This is a genomic window from Qipengyuania vulgaris, from assembly GCF_009827325.1.
Classification (GTDB): Bacteria; Pseudomonadota; Alphaproteobacteria; order Sphingomonadales; family Sphingomonadaceae; genus Qipengyuania; species Qipengyuania vulgaris.
Genome location: NZ_WTYC01000001.1, coordinates 60,223 through 82,117 on the forward strand (window position 1 = coordinate 60,223; position 21,895 = coordinate 82,117).

General features: G+C 59.5%; 17 protein-coding genes. 5 read left to right on the forward strand and 12 right to left on the reverse strand.

The features are described from left to right. Position 1: 1 nt before the first annotated feature. A complete protein-coding gene (locus tag GRI69_RS00305) occupies positions 2–2,161 on the reverse strand; it encodes a TonB-dependent siderophore receptor (protein ID WP_160726345.1) in 2,160 nt (719 codons plus the stop codon). 202 nt (positions 2,162–2,363) lie between these two features. Here GRI69_RS00305 and GRI69_RS00310 point away from each other — a divergent pair, with 202 nt between their 5' ends. Further along, positions 2,364–3,149, forward strand: coding sequence for a death domain-containing protein (locus GRI69_RS00310; RefSeq protein WP_160726346.1), 786 nt, complete (start codon positions 2,364–2,366; stop codon positions 3,147–3,149). 175 nt (positions 3,150–3,324) lie between these two features. Here GRI69_RS00310 and GRI69_RS00315 read toward each other — a convergent pair whose 3' ends face one another. The 6 genes from GRI69_RS00315 to GRI69_RS00340 form a co-directional block, all read right to left on the reverse strand. Continuing rightward, positions 3,325–4,221 carry an HNH endonuclease gene (locus GRI69_RS00315; RefSeq protein ID WP_160726347.1) on the reverse strand — a complete coding sequence of 299 codons (897 nt, stop codon included), beginning with the start codon at positions 4,219–4,221 and terminating at the stop codon, positions 3,325–3,327. A 108-nt stretch (positions 4,222–4,329) separates the two neighbouring features. After that, positions 4,330–5,058, reverse strand: a complete 729-nt coding sequence (locus GRI69_RS00320) for a hypothetical protein (RefSeq protein ID WP_160726348.1) — start codon at positions 5,056–5,058, stop codon at positions 4,330–4,332. Between the two features lie 20 nt (positions 5,059–5,078). Beyond that, entirely contained in the window at positions 5,079–5,408 is a 330-nt protein-coding gene (locus GRI69_RS00325; protein WP_160726349.1) for a DUF6481 family protein, read from the reverse strand. 68 nt (positions 5,409–5,476) lie between these two features. Continuing rightward, positions 5,477–7,294: a translation elongation factor 4 gene (lepA, locus tag GRI69_RS00330; RefSeq protein ID WP_160726350.1), complete on the reverse strand. Its 1,818-nt coding sequence runs from the start codon at positions 7,292–7,294 to the stop codon at positions 5,477–5,479. Between the two features lie 53 nt (positions 7,295–7,347). Beyond that, entirely contained in the window at positions 7,348–9,555 is a 2,208-nt protein-coding gene (locus GRI69_RS00335) for a putative bifunctional diguanylate cyclase/phosphodiesterase (RefSeq protein WP_160726351.1), read from the reverse strand. A 91-nt stretch (positions 9,556–9,646) separates the two neighbouring features. Further along, positions 9,647–11,866, reverse strand: a complete 2,220-nt coding sequence (locus tag GRI69_RS00340) for an EAL domain-containing protein (protein ID WP_202391769.1) — start codon at positions 11,864–11,866, stop codon at positions 9,647–9,649. A 190-nt stretch (positions 11,867–12,056) separates the two neighbouring features. Between GRI69_RS00340 and GRI69_RS00345 the strand changes: the two genes are divergently transcribed. From GRI69_RS00345 to GRI69_RS00355, 3 genes are read left to right on the forward strand one after another with little or no spacing between them, the layout of a single operon-like run. Next, positions 12,057–13,364 (forward strand): FAD-dependent oxidoreductase, encoded by a 1,308-nt coding sequence (locus GRI69_RS00345; RefSeq protein WP_160726352.1) that lies wholly within the window; start codon positions 12,057–12,059, stop codon positions 13,362–13,364. 49 nt (positions 13,365–13,413) lie between these two features. After that, positions 13,414–15,102 (forward strand): PHA/PHB synthase family protein, encoded by a 1,689-nt coding sequence (locus GRI69_RS00350; RefSeq protein WP_160726353.1) that lies wholly within the window; start codon positions 13,414–13,416, stop codon positions 15,100–15,102. A 21-nt stretch (positions 15,103–15,123) separates the two neighbouring features. Beyond that, positions 15,124–15,990 carry an alpha/beta fold hydrolase gene (locus tag GRI69_RS00355; protein ID WP_419957057.1) on the forward strand — a complete coding sequence of 289 codons (867 nt, stop codon included), beginning with the start codon at positions 15,124–15,126 and terminating at the stop codon, positions 15,988–15,990. A 58-nt stretch (positions 15,991–16,048) separates the two neighbouring features. Here GRI69_RS00355 and dnaN read toward each other — a convergent pair whose 3' ends face one another. The 5 genes from dnaN to GRI69_RS00380 form a co-directional block, all read right to left on the reverse strand. Then, a complete protein-coding gene (gene dnaN / locus GRI69_RS00360; protein ID WP_160726354.1) occupies positions 16,049–17,173 on the reverse strand; it encodes a DNA polymerase III subunit beta in 1,125 nt (374 codons plus the stop codon). Between the two features lie 166 nt (positions 17,174–17,339). Beyond that, positions 17,340–17,858 carry a hypothetical protein gene (locus GRI69_RS00365; protein ID WP_160726355.1) on the reverse strand — a complete coding sequence of 173 codons (519 nt, stop codon included), beginning with the start codon at positions 17,856–17,858 and terminating at the stop codon, positions 17,340–17,342. Next, complete coding sequence (fabG, locus tag GRI69_RS00370) at positions 17,859–18,611, reverse strand: 3-oxoacyl-[acyl-carrier-protein] reductase (protein ID WP_160726356.1); 753 nt, start codon at positions 18,609–18,611, stop codon at positions 17,859–17,861. Then, the gene (gene fabD / locus GRI69_RS00375) at positions 18,611–19,549 is read right to left on the reverse strand and encodes an ACP S-malonyltransferase (RefSeq protein ID WP_160726357.1); all 939 of its coding nucleotides are present in this window, start codon (positions 19,547–19,549) and stop codon (positions 18,611–18,613) included. The genes fabG and fabD overlap by 1 nt, the downstream gene beginning before the upstream one ends. Positions 19,550–19,574: 25 nt before the next feature. After that, the gene (locus GRI69_RS00380; protein ID WP_160726980.1) at positions 19,575–20,402 is read right to left on the reverse strand and encodes an LD-carboxypeptidase; all 828 of its coding nucleotides are present in this window, start codon (positions 20,400–20,402) and stop codon (positions 19,575–19,577) included. Between the two features lie 65 nt (positions 20,403–20,467). Here GRI69_RS00380 and GRI69_RS00385 point away from each other — a divergent pair, with 65 nt between their 5' ends. After that, positions 20,468–21,895 carry a glutamate ligase domain-containing protein gene (locus GRI69_RS00385; RefSeq protein WP_160726358.1) on the forward strand — a complete coding sequence of 476 codons (1,428 nt, stop codon included), beginning with the start codon at positions 20,468–20,470 and terminating at the stop codon, positions 21,893–21,895.

Consider the following 21,895-nt stretch of genomic DNA (forward strand, 5'->3'; position numbering starts at 1 on the left):
ATCAGAACTTGTAGCCCACTTCGAGGAATGCCGAACGCGGCGCGCCTGGGAAGTGCCCGGTCCGGTCGATGAAGCCGGATGCCGCATAGGTCTTGTCGAAGAGATTATCGACGCGCACCAGCGCGCGGAACGGCCCGGTTTCATAGATCAGCGAAGCGTCGAACACCATGTAGGGATTGACCGGCTGACCGCTGATGCTCACGCGCTCGGAAACGTAATCGCCGCCCAACGCCGCTGCCAGCCCGATGTCGGGGAACTGGTAGCGGGTCCAGAAGCCGAGTTGGTGCTCGGGCGCATTGGCGAAACGGTCACCCACCGCGTTCGAAAACCCGCCTCCTGAATTGTCCTCGGTGATCCGTGTATCGTTATACCCGTAGGCTGCTGTGACAACCCAGTCGGGCGTGATGTCGGCGGCAACATCCAGTTCGATACCCTTGCTGGTAATTTCGCCGATGGAAACCAGGTCGTCTACTCCGTCATCACCCACATCGCCGCGCGGGTCGGCCTGGAGGATATTCGCCCGGGTGATCCGGTACGCGGAAAGCGACGACTGGATTTGTCCCCCGAACAAGGCCGTCTTGATCCCGCCTTCATAGATATCGCCGGAAGTGGGCGCAAAGGGTCCGCCGGCCAACGGGTTCTGCGAACCGGCGCTCTGCGGTTCGAAGCTGGTGGCATATTGCCCGAAAGCGGAAATCTCGTCCGTCAGGCGATAGACCAGCCCGCCGCGGTAAGTCGTCTCGCTATCCTCGAAGACCGTGCCGTTGGAATTGTCATAGAAATTGTCGCGCCGGATGCCGCCGATCAGGATCAGCCTGCCAATCGTGACTTCGTCGAGCAGGTAGAAGCCGGTCCGTTCGCTTTCCGTCAGCGTGACGTTGAACGGAATCTGGTCGTAAGTTGACGGGTCCGAAAGGCCATATTGCGGGTCGATCAGGCTGAGCGGATTGGGCAGGCCGGGTGTAGGCACCTCGCCTCCCCGCAGCGAACGGCCCTGAAAGAAGCTGTCGCCGGTAAAGTGGTCTGCGCCGACCAGCAGGCGGTTGCTGATGGTGTCGGAAATATCGCTCGCCCAGACGAGGTTGCCGCCGAACGACCAGGTTTCCTGCGTCCGCAACTGGTCGCGGAACTCGCGGATCGATGCGTCGATCGTGCCGTCACCGTCGGAATCGAACAGGCCGCGCGGCTCGTGGTAGTTCTGCACCTCCTGCGCATCGTTATAGCGCGCGGTGGCATCGATCGTGATCCCGTCGAGAGGCTCCGCTTCGAGGCGCATCTGCAGCACGTCGGACTTGAGGTTGAGGAAGTCGCCCGGCTCGTTGTGGTTCCAGCGGCGCGAGGCGATGAAGTTGCCGTCATCGTCGACCGGCACACCGCGCAGGCGGTTGGCGTCGAGTTCCTGGTCGTAACGCGTGGCCTGGATATCCACGCGCACCGGGCCGGAATCCATGGCAAGGCCGGTGTCGGCGATCAGCGTGCGCGAGGCGGAATTGAAGCGGAACGTGCCGCGATCCTCGTAGAAGATGCCGCCGCGCACGCCGAAGCCGTTGCCCAGCGGCGCGTTGACCTCGGCCGAGCCGCCAAAGCGATCCTCGGTCCCGGCGATCGCCTTCACCTCGCCCGAAAACTCGTCGACGTCGGGCTTCTTGGTCACATAGTTGAACAAGCCGCCGGGCGCGCCGGGGCCGTAGAGCATCCCGCTCGGCCCCTTGAGGAATTCCACCTGCTGCACGTTGAACAGCTGCGGGACGGAGAACCCGGCATAGGGATCGCCGCGCAGTCCGTCGTAGAAGTTCTCTTCCTGCCGGAACCCGCGCGCGGTGACGCCGGCATAGCTGAAGAAGCTCACGCCGGAGATATTGCGGTAGAGATCCTGCGCATCGCGGGCGCCCTGGTCCTCGATCAGCTGTTCGGTGATCGTGGTGACCACCAGGCTCGATTCCAGCGGCGGCGTGTCGAGCTTGCCCACCGAAATCGCATCCGCGCGGTAGAGCTTCTGCGCGCGCCCGGTGACGATGATCGTCCCGTCGTCGATGGCCTGCGCGGCGGCGGCCTGTTCTTCCTGCGTTTCAGGTGCGTCGGCGGTCTCGGCGTCCTGCGCTGCGAGGGGGGCGTTGAGCATGGCGAGCGTCGCCGCGCCGATGAGATAGGTGGTCCTCATGATTTCCTTCCTGCGAATCATTTGCAAGTCGGCTAGGTCCCACACCTCATCGAGTCAATGATAATGCCTCGCAATAGTAATTAACCGGTAACCCTGTCGCCGTCCCGTATCATGTCGGAAGCGCCTCGCCGCGATCCTATTCCGCTTTCCTACGCGCTGTCGCCCCGCCCATTTCCCGGCCTTTTCCTACAGGAGCGCCCGCATGACCCGCCGCAAGGACCCCGCCGAAACTCGCACCCCCGTCGCCGCAGAGGACCTCCCGCCGTTCGACACCGTCCCCGTCAAATACCGGCACGACGGGTGGACGCCCGCCCGCCAGCGCGCCTTCATCGGTGCGCTCGCCGATACGGGCTGCGTCACCCGCGCCGCGCGTTATGTGAACATGAGCCCCGAGGGCGCCTATTACCTGCGCCGCCGCCCGGGCTCCGAGAGCTTCCGCCGCGCGTGGGAGGCCGCGCTGGATCTCGGCGTGCAGCGGCTCAAGGACATCGCCTTCGAACGCGCGATCGAGGGCCAGCTCAGCCCCGTCTTCATCGGCGGCAAGCTGAAGGGCTTCCGCCGCATCCGCAACGACCGGCTGCTGATGTTCTGCCTGAGGATGAACGCCCGCGACGAACGCGGCAAACGCCTCTCCGCGAGTTACTTCGACTCACAAACAAACCACCCGGCTTCATTCACCACCCCCGCCCTCACCCGCGCCGAGAAGGACGACATGAACGCCGCGATCGTCGAACATTTCGATCCGGTGGACATGAGCCTGGACGAGATCGAGGCCATGCAGACCCAGCTCGCCGAGATCGCGCAGCGCAAGCGCGCCGAGGCTGACGGCTCGCCCGAGCATAATGAGGATGCGTCCTTCCTCCAGCTCCGCCATGGGAAGGACTGGAAAGCGATGGGCGAGCTGGAAGACCTGATCGAGGTCGAGGACGAGCTGGAAGAGTGGAACGAGGATGAAGACCACTGGCGGGCCAATCCGGGGCGGGGGTGAGGAACCAGTGACGCAACTTGCGGGGTGTGCGCTGGTCCGGTCCGCGATCAGCGGACCGCAAGGCCGACCGGCCGCCCGAGCTTATGCGAGGAAGCAAGCGAGCCAGATGGCTCGCGCCCGCAGGGGCCAACAAAAAACTCGAACCTTGGAATGACTTTACCAGACAGCGCTGGCGCTACGCGTCGAAGCCGTGAAACTCGCGGTGCCAAGACAAGAACTTGGGATGCGGGCGATAAGATTCGACTTCCGGCGCCTTCAGCTTCCCTGTCGGATTGATGATGGCCTCGACACCTTCTCGGTCATTGACCTTGCGATGCACGATGATTTCGAGGTCATCCCTGAAGCCGATTAGACCTCGGTCGAACATCCAATGCGCTGTACCCGAGAGCGCGAGGCCGTTGCGCACGCTGTCAGGGCCGCCATGCTCGACCGGACGGATATGTGCGGCCTGCGCTTCCAACCGGCCGCCACCATTGACCAGCTTCCAACCTGTCACCCCACAGCGGCCATCATAGGCGTGCATCACGGCGCGGCGAAACGCACGATCACGAAATGGCTTGGAGACGAGTGACTGGACAATGGGCCGCTCGATTTCGAACGGTGTTTGATGTTCGCGAACACGGTTATCGTCGACCACTTCGTCATCGCTGCGCGGCAAAAAGTCCTCATCCGGCAGGCCGAGCGAAATAATCCGTGCAAAGTCGGAGTGCGAAAGCGGGCGGACTGCGGCTTGGGCGCGACCAGATACTTTGCCTTCGTCATTGAGAACACCGCGCTCAACCTGCTCGCCATTCACGATATGGGGTACAGTCGGCTCGAAGGGCAGATAGCTACCTTTCTCGATGATCGCCCGATAGCGGTCAGGCTCCGTCGGGTCAGGTCTGATCTCCTCGACCTTCGCCACCGCGAAGAAGCCTTTCGAGTTCGGAATTTTGACCGGCTCGCGATAGACAATCCAGTCGCCGACCATTTGCTGCGCTCGGCTGAAATAGCTTTTCGGAAACTGGTAATGCACCTCGGGGATGTCGTCGTAAATCGACCCATCCTTGTGCATGAAAACGCCAAAGGTCATTCTACAACCCAGCTACCGACGCAAATCGATTGCAATGTCCGGCCCAACTCTGTCGCATTTAGCCATTGATCCGTTTTGCGAGTTTCATGATTATTGGCAAGAACGAAACTAATCCCCATCACGCCCCGCACCAGCGGCCAGTCCGCCGCCGACCATCATTCCTCCGCCCATACCGCCGCCACCGGCTCCGCCGCCGCCCTGGCCGCGGCCTCCGCCCTGTCCGTCCCTGCCCCGGCCCGAGCCGCCTCCGCCACCTGACGGTCGCGTGGGGCCCTGGGCGGGCAGGTTGTCGGCGATGGAGGCCGGAATAGGGGCGAGATCGAGCGAGGCGCGGATGAAGTCGCGCAGGGACACGACCAGCGCGTGGGTGTGCACGCGGCGCCCCGCGACGAGTTCGGCAATCGCCTCCCCCGCCAGCCGAACCTGTTCTTCCGTCCCCAGCAGCAGGATATCCGACAGCGCGCTTTCCACCGCATCGCGGATGCGGCGGGCGCGGTCCGAGCCGCCCAGCGCCTCTGCCGACAAGTCCAGCGGAACATCTGCGTCCGCAGCATCATCGCCAGCATCGCCGCCTTCGCGCGCAGCCTCTGCCGCACGGCGGCGCAGGTCGCGGACATGGGTGGGATCGACCGAGAGATCGCCGGTGAAGGATCCGCCCAGCGTCTTGTAGGCGGCCATCAGCGTCTTGACGCGTTCGTTGATCTGGCGGTTGGCGCGCTGGCGCTTTTCCTGCACGCGCATCATGATCACCAGCCGGATGCCGACACCGATCACGGTGATGAGCGTGAGCCCGATCAGCGTGGTCAATATGCCTTGCCAGCTGCTGAAATCCATCATGCGCAGAGTGTCAGCCTCCCTCAGCCCTTCTTCTTGCGCTTCTTGCGCGCAGCATATTTCGCATCGCGCGCGGCTTTCAGTTCTTCCTCGGTCGGTTCGGGCACGGCTGCGGCTGCTGCGGCGGCTTCGGCGGCGGCAGCCTTCTCGGCCTTGGCCTGCGCGATGGCTTCGCGCTTGGCGGCGCTCTTTTCCTTCGCGGCGGCTTCGCGGGCTTCCTGCGCGGCCTTGCGCTTGGCGATGGTCGCTTCGTCCATCTTGGGCTTGTTGGCGAGTTTCTTCAGCGCCTTTTCACGGGCCTTTTCGGCAAGTGCCTGGCGTTCTTCGAAGGTAGGTTGCTTGAATGAAGGCATATTCGGTCATGTCGTTTCTGGTTGGCCAGCATTGAACCGGCTGGATTTCGGGCCGCGCGGGCGGAGGATTATTCCTCGCCCATACGCAGCGCGGCGATGAAGGCTTCCTGCGGGATGGACACGTTACCATATTCGCGCATCCGGGCCTTGCCCTTCTTCTGCTTTTCCAGCAGCTTTTTCTTGCGGCTGATGTCGCCGCCGTAACATTTGGCGGTCACGTCCTTGCGCATGGCGGCGATGGTTTCGCGGGCGATCACCTTGCCGCCGATCGCGGCCTGAATGGGCACCTTGAACAGATGGCGGGGGATCAGTTCTTTCAGCCGTTCGCACATGCCGCGGCCGCGCTGTTCCGCCACGTCGCGGTGGACGATCATCGACAGCGCATCGACCGGTTCGTTGTTCACGAGGATGCTCATCTTCACGAGGTCGCCTTCGCGCAGGCCGATCTGTTCATAGTCGAAGCTGGCATAGCCGCGGCTGATCGATTTCAGGCGGTCGTAGAAATCGAACACCACTTCGTTGAGCGGCAATTCGTAGGTCACCTGTGCGCGGCCGCCGACATAGGTCAGGTCCACCTGCACGCCGCGCCGATCCTGGCACAGCTTGAGGATGGAGCCGAGATATTCGTCGGGCGTGTAGATCACTGCCTTGATCCACGGTTCCTCGATCTGTTCGATCCGGCTGGGATCGGGATAATCGGCCGGGTTGTGCAGCATGATTTCCTGAGCCGGGTCGGTCCGCGACTTGTTGAGCTGGATCCGGTAGACCACCGATGGCGCGGTGGTGATCAGGTCCAGATCGTATTCGCGCGTCAGGCGTTCCTGGATGATCTCCAGATGCAGCAGGCCGAGGAAGCCGGCGCGGAAGCCGAAGCCCAGTGCCGCGCTGCTTTCGGTCTCGAAGCTGAAGCTGGCATCGTTGAGCCGCAGCTTGCCAATGCTCTCGCGCAGCTTCTCGAAATCCGCCGCGTCGACCGGGAAGAGGCCGCAGAAGACCACCGGCTGCACTTCCTTGTAGCCGGGCAGCGCCTTGTCCGCCCCGCCCTTCACCGTGGTGATGGTGTCGCCGACCTTGGCCTGTTCGACTTCCTTGATCTGCGCGGTGATGAAGCCGATCTCGCCCGGGCCCAGTTCGGGCAGGTCGGTGCGCTTGGGGGTGAAGCAGCCCACGCGGTCGATCAAATGCTGCGTGCCGCCCTGCATGAAGCGGACGTTGAGGCCCTTCTTGATCACCCCGTCCATCACGCGCACGAGGATGACCACGCCGAGATAGGGGTCGTACCATGAGTCGACCAGCATGGCCTTGAGCGGGGCGTCACGGTCGCCCGTGGGGGGCGGGATGCGCTTGACCAGCGCCTCCAGCGTATCTTCGATGCCGATGCCCGATTTGGCGGAGGTGAGGACGGCGTCCGACGCGTCGAGGCCGATGATGTCCTCGATCTCGGCCTTGACCTTTTCCGGTTCCGCGGCGGGCAGGTCGATCTTGTTGATGACGGGGACGATCTCGTGGTCGTGCTCGATCGACTGGTAGACATTGGCGAGCGTCTGCGCCTCGACCCCCTGCGCCGCGTCCACGACCAGCAGCGCGCCTTCGCAGGCGGCGAGCGAGCGGGAGACCTCGTAGGCGAAGTCCACATGGCCGGGCGTGTCCATGAGGTTCAGCTCATAGGTCTCGCCATCCTTCGCGGTATAGTTCAGGCGCACGGTCTGCGCCTTGATGGTGATGCCGCGCTCCTTCTCAATGTCCATGTTATCAAGGACTTGCTCGGACATCTCGCGATCAGTCAGCCCCCCGCAGACCTGGATCAACCGATCCGCCAAGGTAGACTTGCCATGGTCGATATGGGCGATGATGGAAAAATTGCGGATCTTGGAAAGGTCAGTCATTGCGCCGCCCCATTAGCGCCGCTGCGCCGCCCTGTCAGCCGGATTCGCGCGTGTCAGCCTTCTTGCGGACCGCCGCCCTGTTTCGGCGCGTTGGCCGACAGCTTGAACTGGGCGAAACTTCCCGGCGAAGCCTCGGGCGCCTGGCTGTATTTACCAGGCGGCAATGCGGTGAGCGGCGCACCGGCGGCTGCCAGCGCATACGGGCTGACGCGGCTCCTCGTGCAAAGTCCACCTGCACCGTCGTCGACCAATTCCTGCTCGAACTCGACCCCTTGCGTGTCATCCATAGAACGGCGCACCGTACAAACGGCGAGTTGACCTTGTCCGAAATCGAGAACGAACTGAGTTCCGACCGGAACGTCTTCCAAGCCTTGGATCATCGCGCCTGATCGCGACATGTTGCGTAGCGTCACTTCGTAATAGTGGTCCTCGTGGATCAAACCTATCTTGCGGAAGACAGTGCGGCGACTTGCTCGCTGGTTTCCCTGATCCGTCGGGACGAGCGTCCATTCGCCCTGTGCGATTTCTTCCAGCACGGTTTGCTGGCTAACAGCTTCGGAAAAGACGTAGCCCTGCACCTGGCCCACGCCGATCTTCTTGAGCTCGGCCATAACGTCCATCGCATGGACGCCGGTTGCTACAGTTTCCATACCCATCGCGCCGGCCAGCGCGACCACTGCACGGACGAGCTCCATATCGCCCAGTTCGTTGCCCATTACCGGTTCGAAGAAATTGGCCCCGATCTTGAGTGCGTTGAACGGCGCGCGGCGAAGATAGCTCAGCGAGGACAGGCCGGTGCCGAACTGGTCGAGCGTCAGGCGAACCCCCAGTTTGAACAACGTTCCGAGCGCAGCATCGATTTGGCTGGCATCACCAAGCAAGACAGACTCATCAAGTTCGAGATTCAGCCTCGCGGGATCCAGGCCGGTTTGATCCAGCACGCCTGCTACCATTTCGACGAAGCCGCTGGCCTCGAACTGTATCGGCGAAATATTCAGCGAGAGGCGAAGTCCTTCGGGCCATTGCACTGCCTCTTCACAAGCTTTCCGCAATGCCCACTCACCGATCGGAATGATAAGCCGACTGCCTTCCGCGACTGGAATAAAGGTCTCCTGGGATACCCGACCGCGGTCCTCGTCTTCCCAGCAATATTGAGCCTCGAGAGCGACGACCCTGTTACTACCGAGTTCAACACATGGCTGATATTCGAGCGTGAAATTACCAGCCTTGATTGCCTCGGCCAGGTCGTCTTCCATCCGCTTACGCAGGTTGGCTTCATGTTCGAGATCTGCCGCATAAAATCTGAATTGACCCCGCCCACCATTTTTGGACGCGTAAAGAGCAAGATCTGCTGCGCGTGCCAGTTCATCGCGCTCGACGCCATCGTAAGGGGCGACTGCCACGCCGACCGAACATCCGATGCTGCAACGCCCTTCTTCAACCGAGTACGGTTGCGAAAGCATCTGGATGATTTTCTTTGCGATTTCGCCTAGTTCGCCGCGGTCATCCATGTCCGGAATAAGGACCTGAAACTCGTCGCCGCCGAGCCGGCCAATCTCGCCTCGTCCGGCGATGACGGTGTTCAGACGCTCGGCAACCTGCTGCAGCAACTTGTCGCCAGCCGAATGGCCGAGCGTGTCGTTCACCTGCTTGAAGCGATCCAGATCCAGCATCAGTAACGCTGCGGCCCGTTTGGCGCTGCGGAATGTCTGGAGGGTGGAATCAATCCGGTGCTCCATCCTATGACGATTTGCCAGCCCGGTCAGCGTATCGAATTTTGCGAGGCGGCTGGCTTCTTCTTCGCTACGAAAATCTTCGGTAACGTCCGTCGCCGTGCCCCGAAATCCAACGAACTCGCCCGCATCATCGTACATTGGCCTACCGGTAAGACGGAGAACGAGATCGACACCCTCGTCTGGAGTTTCAACCGTCAGTCCTGCGAAGCTCTTCCGCGTACCGAGTTTCAGTCCGAGTGAGCGCGCATCGCCATCCCCGGGAACGGGCTGAAGCAAGTGCTGCAAAGGCAAATCAAATGCCTTTCGGCCCAGTTTTTCGCTGATAGCCGGACTAAGATAACTGAGAATCCCGCGAGCGTCTGTCGCCCAGAAGCAAGCTACTCCCGTACTTTCCAATTGTTCGACTATTGCAAGTTTAGCCGACCCCGAAAATTCGAGCGTGCGCTGATGCTCCTGACCTGTCTGATCTGCAAAATCAGCAGATTTGCGGCCCTTGAAGAAGTCCGTAAAGGGCATAGCACCCATGTGCTCTCAACCTTGTCGAAGCGGTGTTTGGTTGAACTGGAATAGCCAGAAATGGTTAGCATCGAGCTAACGTCACAAGCACCTGGATTGGTCAGGCCTCATTGGCTGAAGCGGCTTCGAAATCAAACTCAGTGAAGCGCGGCAAGCTGGATACCCGCTTTGGGGAGCTGTCCAGAAGCATGCCGTATGCGTCCCGCGGCAACGATGCGAGAGGTCGACCTGCAGCTTCGATTTCGTACGGCGACACGCGGTATCGGGTACAAAGACCGTCCGCCCCATCGCTGATCAGGTGCGTCTCAAACTCAACACCCTGACTGTGCCTCTTCGAACGCCGAACCGTCGCCACGGCCAGTTGTCCGTCGCCGAGATCAAGCACTACGTCTGTACCGATCGGTACATTGAGAAGGCCTTCAATCCGGGCGCCCGTCTTGGAGATATTCCGCAGCGTCACCGCATATCGATGATCATCGTGGATGAGGCCGATCTTCCGTAATACCGATCTTCGATCTGCTCTATATCGTTCCGGACCGCGCGGTTCATAAATCAGCTGGCCCTTTGACAGCCGGTCGAGAGCCTCTTCGTGGGCAATCGGTCTGGAAAAGATGTACCCTTGAACGTGGCTTGCGCCGCGCTTCTTGACCAACGCCAGTTCGTCCTTGGTTTCCGTTCCCTCTGCGACCGTCTCCAGCCCAAGTGCGTCAGCGAGACCTACAATTGCGCTGATAATGGCAGAATTGTTGTTTCCAGCATCGGTCGAACCACGGACGAAGCTTTGATCTATCTTGATCTTATCGAACGGTGCGTTCCGCAGATAACTAAGCGATGAGTATCCCGTCCCGAAATCGTCGAGTGCAAGACGAACGCCTAGTTCCTTTAGGTTGCGGAATATCTCTCTCGTCAGATTCTCGTCTGCAGCGAACACGCTCTCTGTTATTTCCAGCTCGAGTCTCTCCGGAGCCAGCCCCGACTTCTGCAAAGCCCTTTGCACCATCTGAACGAAATCACTTCCGGCGAACTGGGTCGGCGAAACGTTCACGGCCACGCGCAGTTCTACTGGCCATTCCGAAGCCTGTTCGCATACCTTGAACAAGGCCCATTCGCCGATTTGGTTGATCATTCCGATGTCTTCAGCGCACGAAATGAAGATCTCGGGAGACACGAACCCTCGCTCTGGGTGTTCCCATCGTATGAGCGCTTCGAAGCCTGAAAGCTTATAGTCGGAGGCCCTTACAATCGGCTGATAATGCATGGTCAGCTCTTTCTTCACGAGCGCGTCGCGAAGGTCTTCCTCGAGTTGACGGCGCAATTTCGCGCCCTCCTGCAATTCACGCGAATAGAACCGGTATTGTCCGCGTCCCCCACCTTTGGCGGCGTACAGCGCCAAGTCGGCCGCCTTAACCAGATCTTCTGCGTTAAGTCCGTCATATGGGGCGATTGCAATCCCAAGAGAGACTCCGATAATCGCGCGCAACCCATTTATGGAATAAGGCTGTGCAAGCATCTGGATAACACGCGCCCCTAGTTCGCCGAGTTCGCCCCGATCATCGACGTCGGGCAGCATGACTAGAAATTCATCCCCACCGAGGCGGCCAATTTCTCCCCGCGTTCCGAATATCTGGCCAAGCCGCGCGGAAACTTGCTTGAGCAATTCGTCGCCGGCTGGATGACCCAGAGTATCGTTGACCTGCTTGAAACGATCGAGATCAAGCATCATCAAAGCACATGCTCGCTTGTCCCTACGATACTGGTTCAAGGCAGTATCGAGCCGCTTGTTCATTCGGTGCCGATTGGCGAGTCCCGTGAGTGCGTCATACTGAGCCAGGCGCTTTGCATCGCGTTGCGTTTCACGAGTGTTTGTGATGTCTTTGGCACTTCCGCGATACCCGCAGAATTTGTGCTGGTCGTCGAACTGCGGCTTTCCAGCGATCTCCAGGATCGTATCTATTTCGCTCGCGACCAGTTTGACCGGAAGTTTAACGATCGAATTTCGCGCACCGAGATAGTATGCAAGTGGGCGTTCGCCCTCGCCTTCCCCGTCCATGTCGTCAGCGTCGTCGCTACGGAAAACTTCGGTCAGTTGTTCTCCGATGATCTTGGCATCGCTCAGCCCCAGCCGAGATTTGGCGTTGTCGGACAGATAGATCACTCTACCGTGCTCGTCGGTCGCCCAAAACCAGCCCAAACCCGAATTTTCGAAACTGTCCAGAAGTTCGATGCGACGCGCGAAATCATCATGGGAAATCGGCACGACAGTTGAAGCGTCGGTGTCGACTTTCTCGGCTCTCGACCCTCGCGAGAAAAATCCAGCCATCCGTTTCCCAGCCCCGGACTTTCATCCATTTGCACTCAGGCGCAATCAGTTCGTTAGTCTGGCCGATAAGGGTATTTCCTTACCAAACACATAACCATTGTCTTGATGGCATATCGCCGATCCCCACATCTGCTTGCCATGACCAACCCTTCACTCCATGGTGCGTGCGCGCCAAGGGAGAGGGCCGTATATGCGCCATATCGCGATCGTCGGATCAGGTCCGGCAGGCTATTACACCGCCGAGGCAGCAAGCAAACAGTGGAGCGAGGAAGTCCGGGTCGATGTGTTCGACGCATTGCCCGTTCCTTATGGATTGATCCGGACAGGCGTTGCGCCGGATCATCAGTCCATCAAGAAGGTCTCGATGCGCTACGAAAAAATCGCACTCTCGGACGAGGTGCGTTTTGTAGGCAATGTGCAGGTCGGCTCTGATGTTTCGGTCGCCGAACTTCAGGATCTATATGACGCGGTGATTTTTGCCACCGGCGCCCCTCACGACAGGGAACTGGGCATTGCTGGTGAGGATTTGGCCAATGTCTTCGGCAGCGCAGCGTTTGTGGGGTGGTACAATGGCCATCCGCAATTCTCAGATCTTGCCCCCGATCTTTCAGGACGCCATGCGGTTGTGATCGGCATGGGAAACGTGGCATTGGATGTGGCGAGAATCCTATCCAAGACCGATAGGGAATTCGAAGGGTCCGATATTGTTGCCCATGCTCTCGATGCCCTGTGCGGATCGGGCATAGAAACAATAACGATCCTCGGGAGGAGAGGGCCTCATCAGATCATGATGACACCCAAGGAACTCGGGGAATTGATGCATCTGGAACGGGTGAGTCCGCATGTCGATAAAGACGACTTACCCGGTGTGGATGACGATGCAATCCTTGAACCTGGCCTGCGAAAATCGGTTTCGGTGCTACGTGATTTTGCGGCCATCCCGGAGAATATTCACGGTGAGAAACAAATGGCGATCGAGTTCGACTTTTTCGCCAGCCCCAAAGCATTCAAACGGAATGGCGCGAAGGTCTGCGCACTGGAAGTTGAGCGTACCACTATTGAGAAGGGCCGCGCCGTCGGCACGGGTGTGACGTACGAAGTGCCGGCCAACCTCGTCGTCACGTGCATCGGATATCGTTCGTCTCCTATAGATGGAGTGCCGTTCGACGAACGCGCGGGGCATTTTGCGAACGATGAAGGACGCATCCTGCCAGGCCTATATTGTGTCGGGTGGGCAAAACGCGGACCTACCGGCACGATCGGCACCAACCGACCGGACGGGTATGGCGTAATAGAACTTGTAGCCAACGATATCGGCAGCGGCGCCAGAAAGCGGGGGCGGGATGGTTTCGACGAACTGGCCGAGAACCGCGGACTCGACATAATCACCTTCCGCGACTGGCAGAAAATCGAACAGGCGGAGAATGCCGCCGCTCGCGATGGCTCGCCGCGGGAAAAGTTCGTCGACATTGAAAGCATGATTGCCGCACGTCGCTGATCGACCATAAGTTAAATACAATCCATCTTTCCGCTATCGGGACCTGCCAATGCCAAAGCTAGAAGACGAAGCTGTCCAGCACACCACGGCACTTGGGCCACTCATTGGCCTGACCCGCGAAGACATTTTCGGTGCGGTCGCGGTAATGCTACGCGAGACGGCTTCAGACCCGCAGCGCCTTATGAAGCACAGCCAAGCGATGGGCGAGGACATGATCAAGATCATGACCGGCAAGAGCGATCTTGCACCGGATCCAAAAGATCGCCGTTTCCAAGACCCGACGTGGCAGTTCAATCCCTTTATGCGAGCCGGGATGCAGTATTATCTGGCGGTGCAAAAAGGGGCGTCGCGCTGGCTCGAAGATCTGGATTTGGACGAACTGGAGAAGGATCGCGCACGCTTCATCTCCAATATCATCATCGACAGTCTCGCGCCGACCAATACGCTAATGGGAAACCCAAGCGCGCAGAAGATGGCGATTACCAGCGGCGGACTGAGTCTCGTGAAGGGGCTCAAGAACGCCTATGACGACATGGTCCACAACAAGGGCATGGTCAGCCAGGTCGACAAAAAGCCCTTCAAGCTGGGAAAGAACATAGCGACCTCGAAAGGCGACGTAGTTCTCCGCACCGAGATGATGGAACTCATCCATTACGCCCCGACTACCGAAGAGGTGCACGAAGTTCCGCAGCTGACCATCCCACCTCAGATCAACAAGATGTACATCAACGACCTCTCGCCTGAGAAATCGGTGGTCAAATATCAGCTGGACAACGGGATCCAGACGTTCGTGATAAGCTGGAAGAACCCGTCGACCGAGCAGGGTCATTGGGACATGGCTGACTATGTCCGATCCTGCCGCGAAGCGATGGAAGCCGTCGGTAAGATCACCGGTAGTAAGAAGGTCAACGTATCAGCCGGCTGCTCCGGCGGACAGACGGCAGCCATGTTGGCGAGCAAGATGGCGTCAGACGATGACGAATTGCTGGGTTCGCTCACGCTCATGGTCTGTGTCCTCCATCCCAAGCAGAACGATATCGAGGCAGGATCACTTGTCAGCGAGAATGGCCTTGCCCTCGCCCGCCGCCGCGCGGAAAAAAAGGGCGTCATCAAGGGCGACGACCTTTCGCGAGGGTTCGCCTGGCTGCGACCGAACGACCTGATCTGGAACTATGTCATCAACAATTACCTGCTCGGTCAGGACCCACCAGCATTCGATGTGCTGTTCTGGAATGCCGATGCCACCAATCTCTCGGGTGCGTTGATGGGAGATTTCCTGACCGTATTCGAAACGCTTGCTTTCACGAAGAAGGGCGAGGTCGAAATGGTGGATCACAAAATCGATTTGTCCAAAGTCACCGGTGACCTCTTCATCCTCGGCGGAGTCACCGACCACATTACACCCTGGAAAGCCACGTATCGTTCTACGCGGCTGTTCGGCTCCAAGAACGTCACCTACGTGCTATCACACTCCGGCCACATGCAGGCGATCCTCAACCCGCCCGGCAACCCGAAGGCGAGATATTACGTCCAGCAGGACGGTAAGGCCAAGCTGCCCGAAACTGCAGAGAAATGGCTGGAAGGCACGGAAGAAGTCGCAGGCTCCTGGTGGCCATACTGGATGAACTGGTTGCAGGATCGCTCGGGTGATAAAACGAAGGCTCCAGCGAAAACGGGGAACAAGGCCTACCCGCCGCTGGACCCGGCCCCGGGTCTGTACGTTATGGATGGGTGCTGAAATCACACCGGGATCAAATGCGTGAACGCTACGACAAAGAATGAGCTGACCGCATCGGTCGAAATGATGGAAGTCGGAGGCCGCACTTTGCGTGTCGCTCACTGGCGGCTCGGCGAACCTGCCGATCATCCACCGCTCCTGTTTTTCAACGGGATCGGCGCTAATATTGAAGCGGTGGCGCCGCTCGCCGAAATGCTTACCGAACGCGCCTTCATCATGTTCGATATGCCCGGCACCGGTGAAAGTCCCGATCCCAGCGTGCCTTATAATCCATTCACGATGTGTTGGACGGCCGCTCAAATTCTCGACCAGCTCGGGCTGGACGTAGTCGACGTCATGGGGGTGTCTTGGGGCGGAGCGATGGCGCAGCATTTTGCGCTGCAATATCCGAAGCGGACCAGACGCTTGGTCCTTGCCGCCACCACGGCAGGAATGTTGATGGTACCGGGCAACCCGGCTGCACTCACCAAGATGGCCAATCCGCGCCGCTACATCGATCCCGAGTTCATGAACGAACATTTCGCCACGCTCTACGGTGGTGCTGACAAGGATGGATCCGCTCATCAGAAGGACAGCCATATCGGCCGTCTCAAGCCGCCCTCCCCGCGCGGATATCTGTATCAGTTGATCGCCATGATTGGCTGGACCAGCCTACCGGCGCTCCCTTTCCTGAGCAAAGAAGTACTGATCATGATGGGCGGTGACGACCAGATCGTCCCGCTCGTGAATGGCAAAATCTTGAACGCCGCAATCCGCAATTCGCATCTTGAGGTGATCAACGACGGCGGACACCTTTTCCTGCTGACCCATGCCGATGAATGTGTCGACTTGTTGCGCACCTTCCTCGATGGACCTGAAACCCAAGCGGAGTTGAGCCGCGCTGCTTAACGGCACTGCCGTTAGGCGGCGCGGGCGGGATGCGCTGACACATTCTGCATAGTGAAGTTTACACCCGCATCGGCATCAGGACATAGAGTGCCGGACTGTCCTCATTCTTGCGGATCAGTGTCGGTGCCCCCGCATCGGCGAGATGGATTTCCACCTGGTCGCTGTCGATCTGGCTGAGGATATCCTTGAGATAGGTTGCGTTGAAGCCGATCTCGAACCCGTCCGCCGAATACTCCGCTGCCAGCTCTTCCGATGCCGTACCGTTGTCGGGCGATGTCACCGTCAGCGTAACGCGGTCCTTGTCCAGGCCCATCTTGACCGCACGGGTTTTTTCGGTGGCAATCGTCGCCACGCGATCGACACCGGCGAAGAAGCTCTTCGGATCGATCTTGAGAAGCTTGTCGTTCCCGGTCGGGATTACGCGCGAATAGTCAGGGAATGTGCCGTCGATAAGCTTGCTCGTTAGGACCGCACCGCCTTCACCGCCGAGCCTGAAACGGATCTTGCTGGCTGACAGGTCGATCTGGACATCGCCGTCCATCTTTTCGTCCAGCAGCTTGCGCAATTCCGCAACGGCTTTGCGAGGTACGATCACATCGGGCATTCCCTCTGCGCCATCCGGGCGTGGGAGCGTAAAGCGCGCCAGACGGTGGCCGTCGGTCGCGGCCGCCTTGAGGACCGGTTCGTCTTCATCCGATACGTGCAGGAATATGCCGTTCAGATAGTAACGGGTTTCCTCCGTCGAGATCGCGAACCGCGTCCGATCGATGAGTTCCGCCAGTGTCTTCGCGGGAAGCGCAAAGCTGGTTGGCAAATCGCCTTCCACGATTACCGGGAAATCGTCGCGAGGGAGCGTCGGCAGCTTGAAGCGGCTGCGCCCTGCCTTGACCTCCATCCGGTTTTCGGCAGTTTCCAGACTGACCTGGCTACCTTCTTGCAGTTTGCGAGCGATATCGAAAAGAAGATGGGCGGAGACCGTGACGGCGCCTTCGCTCTCCACGCTGGCGGCATCGATGTGTTCGACGACCTGCAAATCGAGGTCGGTCGCCATCACGCGAAGGCCATCGCCCTCGGCCTCGATCAGCACGTTCGAGAGGATGGGAATGGTGTTGCGACGCTCGACCACCGACTGGACATGCGAGAGACAGCGCAACAGTGTGGCGCGTTCGATTGTGGCCTTCATGGTCCTAACTTTCATCCCTTTTAGGCGCCAGGGGCCGGAATCGCCCCACAAGCGCCGGAATACGGACTACGACCTTAGCTATGCTGGCAAAGCGGGCAAGCTTCCGGCGCTAGTGGGCGGATTTCCCTTGGGGATAAATGCGCAGGCTTACGATTTTTCCGGACCGTCACTGCTTGTGAGCAACCGCCTGGGATTGGATATACATAATTAGGTAGATATAGGCTCGCCTGCGGTCAGGAATATCAATTGACGCCATATAGCGCCGGATCGCGTCCTTGCGTTCTGCATCGAATTCCTGCGGCGACAGGAAGGCGCCATCTTCGTCGACGGCAATTTCGTCGATTCTATCAGTCGACACACCTATCCCGTTCAGCCTTTTCACGAGCTCCGCCGCAATTGGCGCGCTTAGAATCTCAAAAAGATAAATCTCTGGATCCTTGTCACGATATTCATCGGCTATTGCGCAAAGACTTAGCGCATCCAGGACCTCATCCATTAGGTCCGGATCGATGGGCGTCTCATTCTCTTGCTTTTCTATGGACGCATCGAGTAACCGAGGGATGAACCCCTCGTCACCTTCCTTGATGAAGCAACGGACTTCCACTTGGTTTGCTTCCTCGGATGTTGCTCCAGCATCAGCCGATGCCGCCGCAAGTCCGAGCATGAATGTGGAAACTAGCATCATCTACCCCAGCATCGCCATGCCGCCGTTCACGTGGATCGTCTGGCCAGTCAGATAGGCAGCCTCATCGCTCGCAAGATAGGCAACGGCAGCACCGATCTCCTCGCCCTCACCCATGCGCCCCATCGGGATACGGCCATTGATGGCAGCCTTCTGATCGTCGGTCAGCGCTTCGGTCATCGCGGTGCGAATGAACCCGGGGGCAACGCAGTTGACGGTGATCTTGCGGCTCGCAAGCTCCTGCGCCAGGCTTTTCGACATAGCCGTCAGGCCGCCCTTGGCCGCCGTGTAGTTCATCTGCCCCGGATTGCCCGTGTGTCCGACCACGCTGGTAATCGAGACGATCCGGCCGCCCTTGGCCTTCATCATCGGCCGCGCACTCGCGCGCATCAGGCGGAAGCTGGCCTCGAGGTTGATACGGATCACCTCGTCCCATTCCTCGTCCTTCATCCGCATGGCGAGATTATCGCGCGTGATGCCCGCATTGTTGACAAGGATGTTCATGCTTCCGAGCGTATCCACCGTGGCCGGGATCAGTTCTTCGACCTGCTTGGAATCCGAGAGGTTGCAGGTGATCTCGACGTGGTCGTGGCCGAATTCGTCGTTCAGTTCCTCGCGAAATGAGCGCAGTTTCGCCGGGTTCGAACCCGAAAGGGCCAACCTTGCGCCCTGCCGCGCCAGCGCGCGCGCAATCGACGATCCGATTCCGCCGCTGGCACCGGTAACAAGGGCTGTCTTACCTTCGAGGCTGAACATCAGGCGTTCTCCTTCGCAAATTTCTCGAGATCTTCCATCGTGACGAGACTGATCGTCACCGCATCCTTGTCGATGCGGCCTACCATTGGGCCGAGCACCTTGGCACCCAGTTCCACAAACCGCTCGACCCCGTCTTTGCGCATGGCAAGCACACTTTCGCGCCAGCGGACCCGCCCGGTAATCTGGTCGACCAGCAAGCCCTGCTCTTCGACCGGATCGGTCACGCGGGCGGCAGTGACGTTTGCATAGAGCGGGACGGTAAACGCGTCCGGTGCCGGATCGGACAGCGCAATCTTCATGCGCTGCGCTGCTGGTTGCATCAACGAACAATGGAATGGCGCCGAAACCGGCAACTTGATGCCGCGCTTGATCCCATGATCCTTGGCCAGCTCGATGGCACGGTCGATCGCCTCGACATGGCCCGATATAACGACCTGTGTCGGATCGTTATCATTCGCGACTTCGCAAACCTGACCATCGGCCGCAGCTTCGGCCAGCGCAGTGGCTTTCTCGATATCCGCACCGAGCAGCGCTGCCATCGAGCCGACGCCGATCGGCACAGCGTCCTGCATGGCGATCCCGCGCAGACGCAGCAATTTTGCGGTGCGCGGAAGATTGAATGCACCAGCTGCGCATAGAGCGGAATATTCGCCTAGCGAATGGCCAGCGACACAGTCCGCCTTTTCGCCAAGTGACACGCCGAATTCCTTTTCGAGCACACGCAGGGTGGCGATCGAGTTCGCCATGATTGCCGGCTGCGCGTTGGACGTGAGCGTCAATTCGCTTTCGGGGCCGTCCTTCATCAGGCCGGATAGCTTCTGGTTCAACGCGTCGTCGACTTCCTCGAAAACTTCGCGGGCGTAGGCGCTGGCTTCGGCAAGCTCGACGCCCATGCCAACCTTCTGGCTTCCCTGGCCGGGGAAAATGAATGCAGTCATGAAACTCTCCTTGTCGCCAGCGCGCTTAGGCGGGTGCGGCTCTGGCCTCAAGGCCGAAGGGGACGATCCTGTTCGCCGAGCTATGACCGATCATGGCACGCCCCAGGTAATCGAAGCCATAGCGTGTGCACCAATACCGCACGATCTCCTCCGCATCGGCGCCGAACGGACGATCATTTTCCGGAATCGCAGTAACTTCCCCGAGCCGGATGCCCGAGGCACCGCGCAGATTCTCGGCCAGATGAAACATCAGCCGATCGATCGCATATTCATATTCGCCCACCTCTTCGATCAGGATGTCGTGACCTTCTAGGACCGGCATGAACTGAGTACCCACCAGCATGGACAAGGTGTAGAGATTGAAGGCGACGGCTGGCCTGCTCGAAAGCGATGGTTCGATTCCGCTATCATCGCCAGACATCCAGCTCATTGCACGACGAACTGCATCGCTACCGCCATCGCGCTTGATATCCACCGGCATGGGGCCGTGGACGGGATAGCCGATATCGGCACGATAAAGCGCGCCAAGCAAAGTCCCGCAGTCCGAATAACCAAGGTACGCTTTCTCGCGCGCTTCCTCCTTAATCTGGCTGATGAAGTCGGCTGCAATGCGGTTCGAACCGTACCCACCCTTTGCAAACCAGACCGCGTCGAACCTCGGATCGTTCGAACATTCGAGCAGCGCAGCCAGACGAACATCGTCGCTTCCCGCGAAATGCCCTTCGCTTTCGAAGCATTGATCATGGAAATGCAGTTGGATCTCGGGAAATTCTTCCGCGGCGATTGCCGCTACGGCCTCGGCATATTTGCGACGCAGCGGAGTTGCGGGCGCGCAGATGGCGACTTTTCTGATCGGTCGGTGCACGTGGCAACCATGCCCGCTTGTCATCGCGCTTACAACTGCATAGCGAGACTTGGATGACGGACTTCCCCAGCCCAGACGAGCTTTTCGCACGCCCCTTCTTTTTCGTCGGGATCGGAGGGTCTGGCATGCTTCCGCTTGCACAGATCGTGAAGGGGCGCGGCGCGAAGGTCGCAGGGTCCGACCGCAGCTTCGATCAGGGTCGGACGCCAGACAAATTCGCCGCTCTCGAAACGCAGGGAATCGAATTGCATCCCCAGGATGGAAGCGGGATCGTTTCCGGCGATCAGATCGTCGTCGCCTCCGCAGCAATTGAAGACACGGTGCCCGAAATCGGTAAGGCGAACGACCTGGGATGCCTGCGCCTGACGCGAGCGGAGCTCAATTCGATCCTCTTCAATACGAGCGGTGCCGGGCTTGCCGTTGCGGGAACCAGCGGCAAATCGACCGTCACCGGCATGCTCGGCTGGATTCTGCAGGCGACGGGCCGTGAACCCACCATAATGAATGGCGCGGTGATGAAGAATTTCGTTTCTCCCGAACGCCCGTTCGCCAGCGCCGTGGTCGGCGGACAAAGCCTGTATGTAAGCGAAGTGGACGAAAGCGATGGCTCGATCGCGCTCTATCGCCCCGCTGTCGGCGTACTGCTAAACGTCAGCCTCGATCACAAGAGCATGGAAGAACTCCGCCAGCTCTTTGCCGATTACCTTTCGCGAAGCCGCATTGCTGTAATCAATGCCGATGACGAAGAAGCACTGGCTCTTCTGCCACATGCCAGGGAAGTCATCACTTTTGGTATCGATCAGGAAAAGGCACAGATCGGCGTAGTGCCCGGCAGTATTGCCGAAGGCCCGGTTAGACAGGCCGCCATGATCGTGGACCGGCATGACGGATCCGAGCATCCCCTCAGACTGAATATGCCGGGAAGGCATAATCTGTCCAATGCCCTTGCGGCTATCGCAGGAGCCGCGGCCGCTGGCGTTCCCGTCGCAGCCGCAGTCGAGGCACTGGCTGGGTTCGATGGACTGGCCCGGAGGTTTGACATCGTCGGGACAAATCACGCCGCGATCACGGTGATCGACGACTTCGGGCACAATCCGGAAAAATGCGCCGCCACCCTCAGGACCCTGCGCGCGCATCAGGGGCGTGTAATCGCGTTCTTCCAGCCACACGGCTATGGACCGTTGCGGCAAATGGGTGAGGAACTGGCCCAGACCTTCGCGACTGAATTGGAAACGGATGACCGTGTGCTCTTCTCGGACCCGGCTTATTTCGGAGGGACTGTCGATCGAAGCGAGGGCAGCGCGCGCATCGTGCAACTGATCAACGAGGCCGGAGGAAACGCCTCACACATCCCTTCACGCAAGAACATCGAAGACCGTCTGGTCAGTATGGCGCGCCCCGGCGACCGGATAGTGGTGATGGGCGCGCGAGACGATACGCTGAGCGAGTTGGCCCGGCGCGTGTTCGAACGCCTATCCTGA

Coding starts and splice junctions, on each gene's coding strand:
- GRI69_RS00365 (WP_160726355.1), bottom strand. CDS start 17,858: ATGATGCTAGTTTCCACATTCATGCTCGGACTTGCGGCGGCATCGGCT.
- GRI69_RS00315 (WP_160726347.1), bottom strand. CDS start 4,221: ATGACCTTTGGCGTTTTCATGCACAAGGATGGGTCGATTTACGACGAC.
- fabD (WP_160726357.1), bottom strand. CDS start 19,549: ATGACTGCATTCATTTTCCCCGGCCAGGGAAGCCAGAAGGTTGGCATG.
- GRI69_RS00335 (WP_160726351.1), bottom strand. CDS start 9,555: ATGGGTGCTATGCCCTTTACGGACTTCTTCAAGGGCCGCAAATCTGCT.
- GRI69_RS00305 (WP_160726345.1), bottom strand. CDS start 2,161: ATGAGGACCACCTATCTCATCGGCGCGGCGACGCTCGCCATGCTCAAC.
- GRI69_RS00320 (WP_160726348.1), bottom strand. CDS start 5,058: ATGATGGATTTCAGCAGCTGGCAAGGCATATTGACCACGCTGATCGGG.
- GRI69_RS00310 (WP_160726346.1), top strand. CDS start 2,364: ATGACCCGCCGCAAGGACCCCGCCGAAACTCGCACCCCCGTCGCCGCA.
- GRI69_RS00350 (WP_160726353.1), top strand. CDS start 13,414: ATGCCAAAGCTAGAAGACGAAGCTGTCCAGCACACCACGGCACTTGGG.
- fabG (WP_160726356.1), bottom strand. CDS start 18,611: ATGTTCAGCCTCGAAGGTAAGACAGCCCTTGTTACCGGTGCCAGCGGC.
- GRI69_RS00340 (WP_202391769.1), bottom strand. CDS start 11,866: ATGGCTGGATTTTTCTCGCGAGGGTCGAGAGCCGAGAAAGTCGACACC.
- lepA (WP_160726350.1), bottom strand. CDS start 7,294: ATGACTGACCTTTCCAAGATCCGCAATTTTTCCATCATCGCCCATATC.
- dnaN (WP_160726354.1), bottom strand. CDS start 17,173: ATGAAGGCCACAATCGAACGCGCCACACTGTTGCGCTGTCTCTCGCAT.
- GRI69_RS00325 (WP_160726349.1), bottom strand. CDS start 5,408: ATGCCTTCATTCAAGCAACCTACCTTCGAAGAACGCCAGGCACTTGCC.
- GRI69_RS00345 (WP_160726352.1), top strand. CDS start 12,057: ATGCGCCATATCGCGATCGTCGGATCAGGTCCGGCAGGCTATTACACC.
- GRI69_RS00385 (WP_160726358.1), top strand. CDS start 20,468: ATGACGGACTTCCCCAGCCCAGACGAGCTTTTCGCACGCCCCTTCTTT.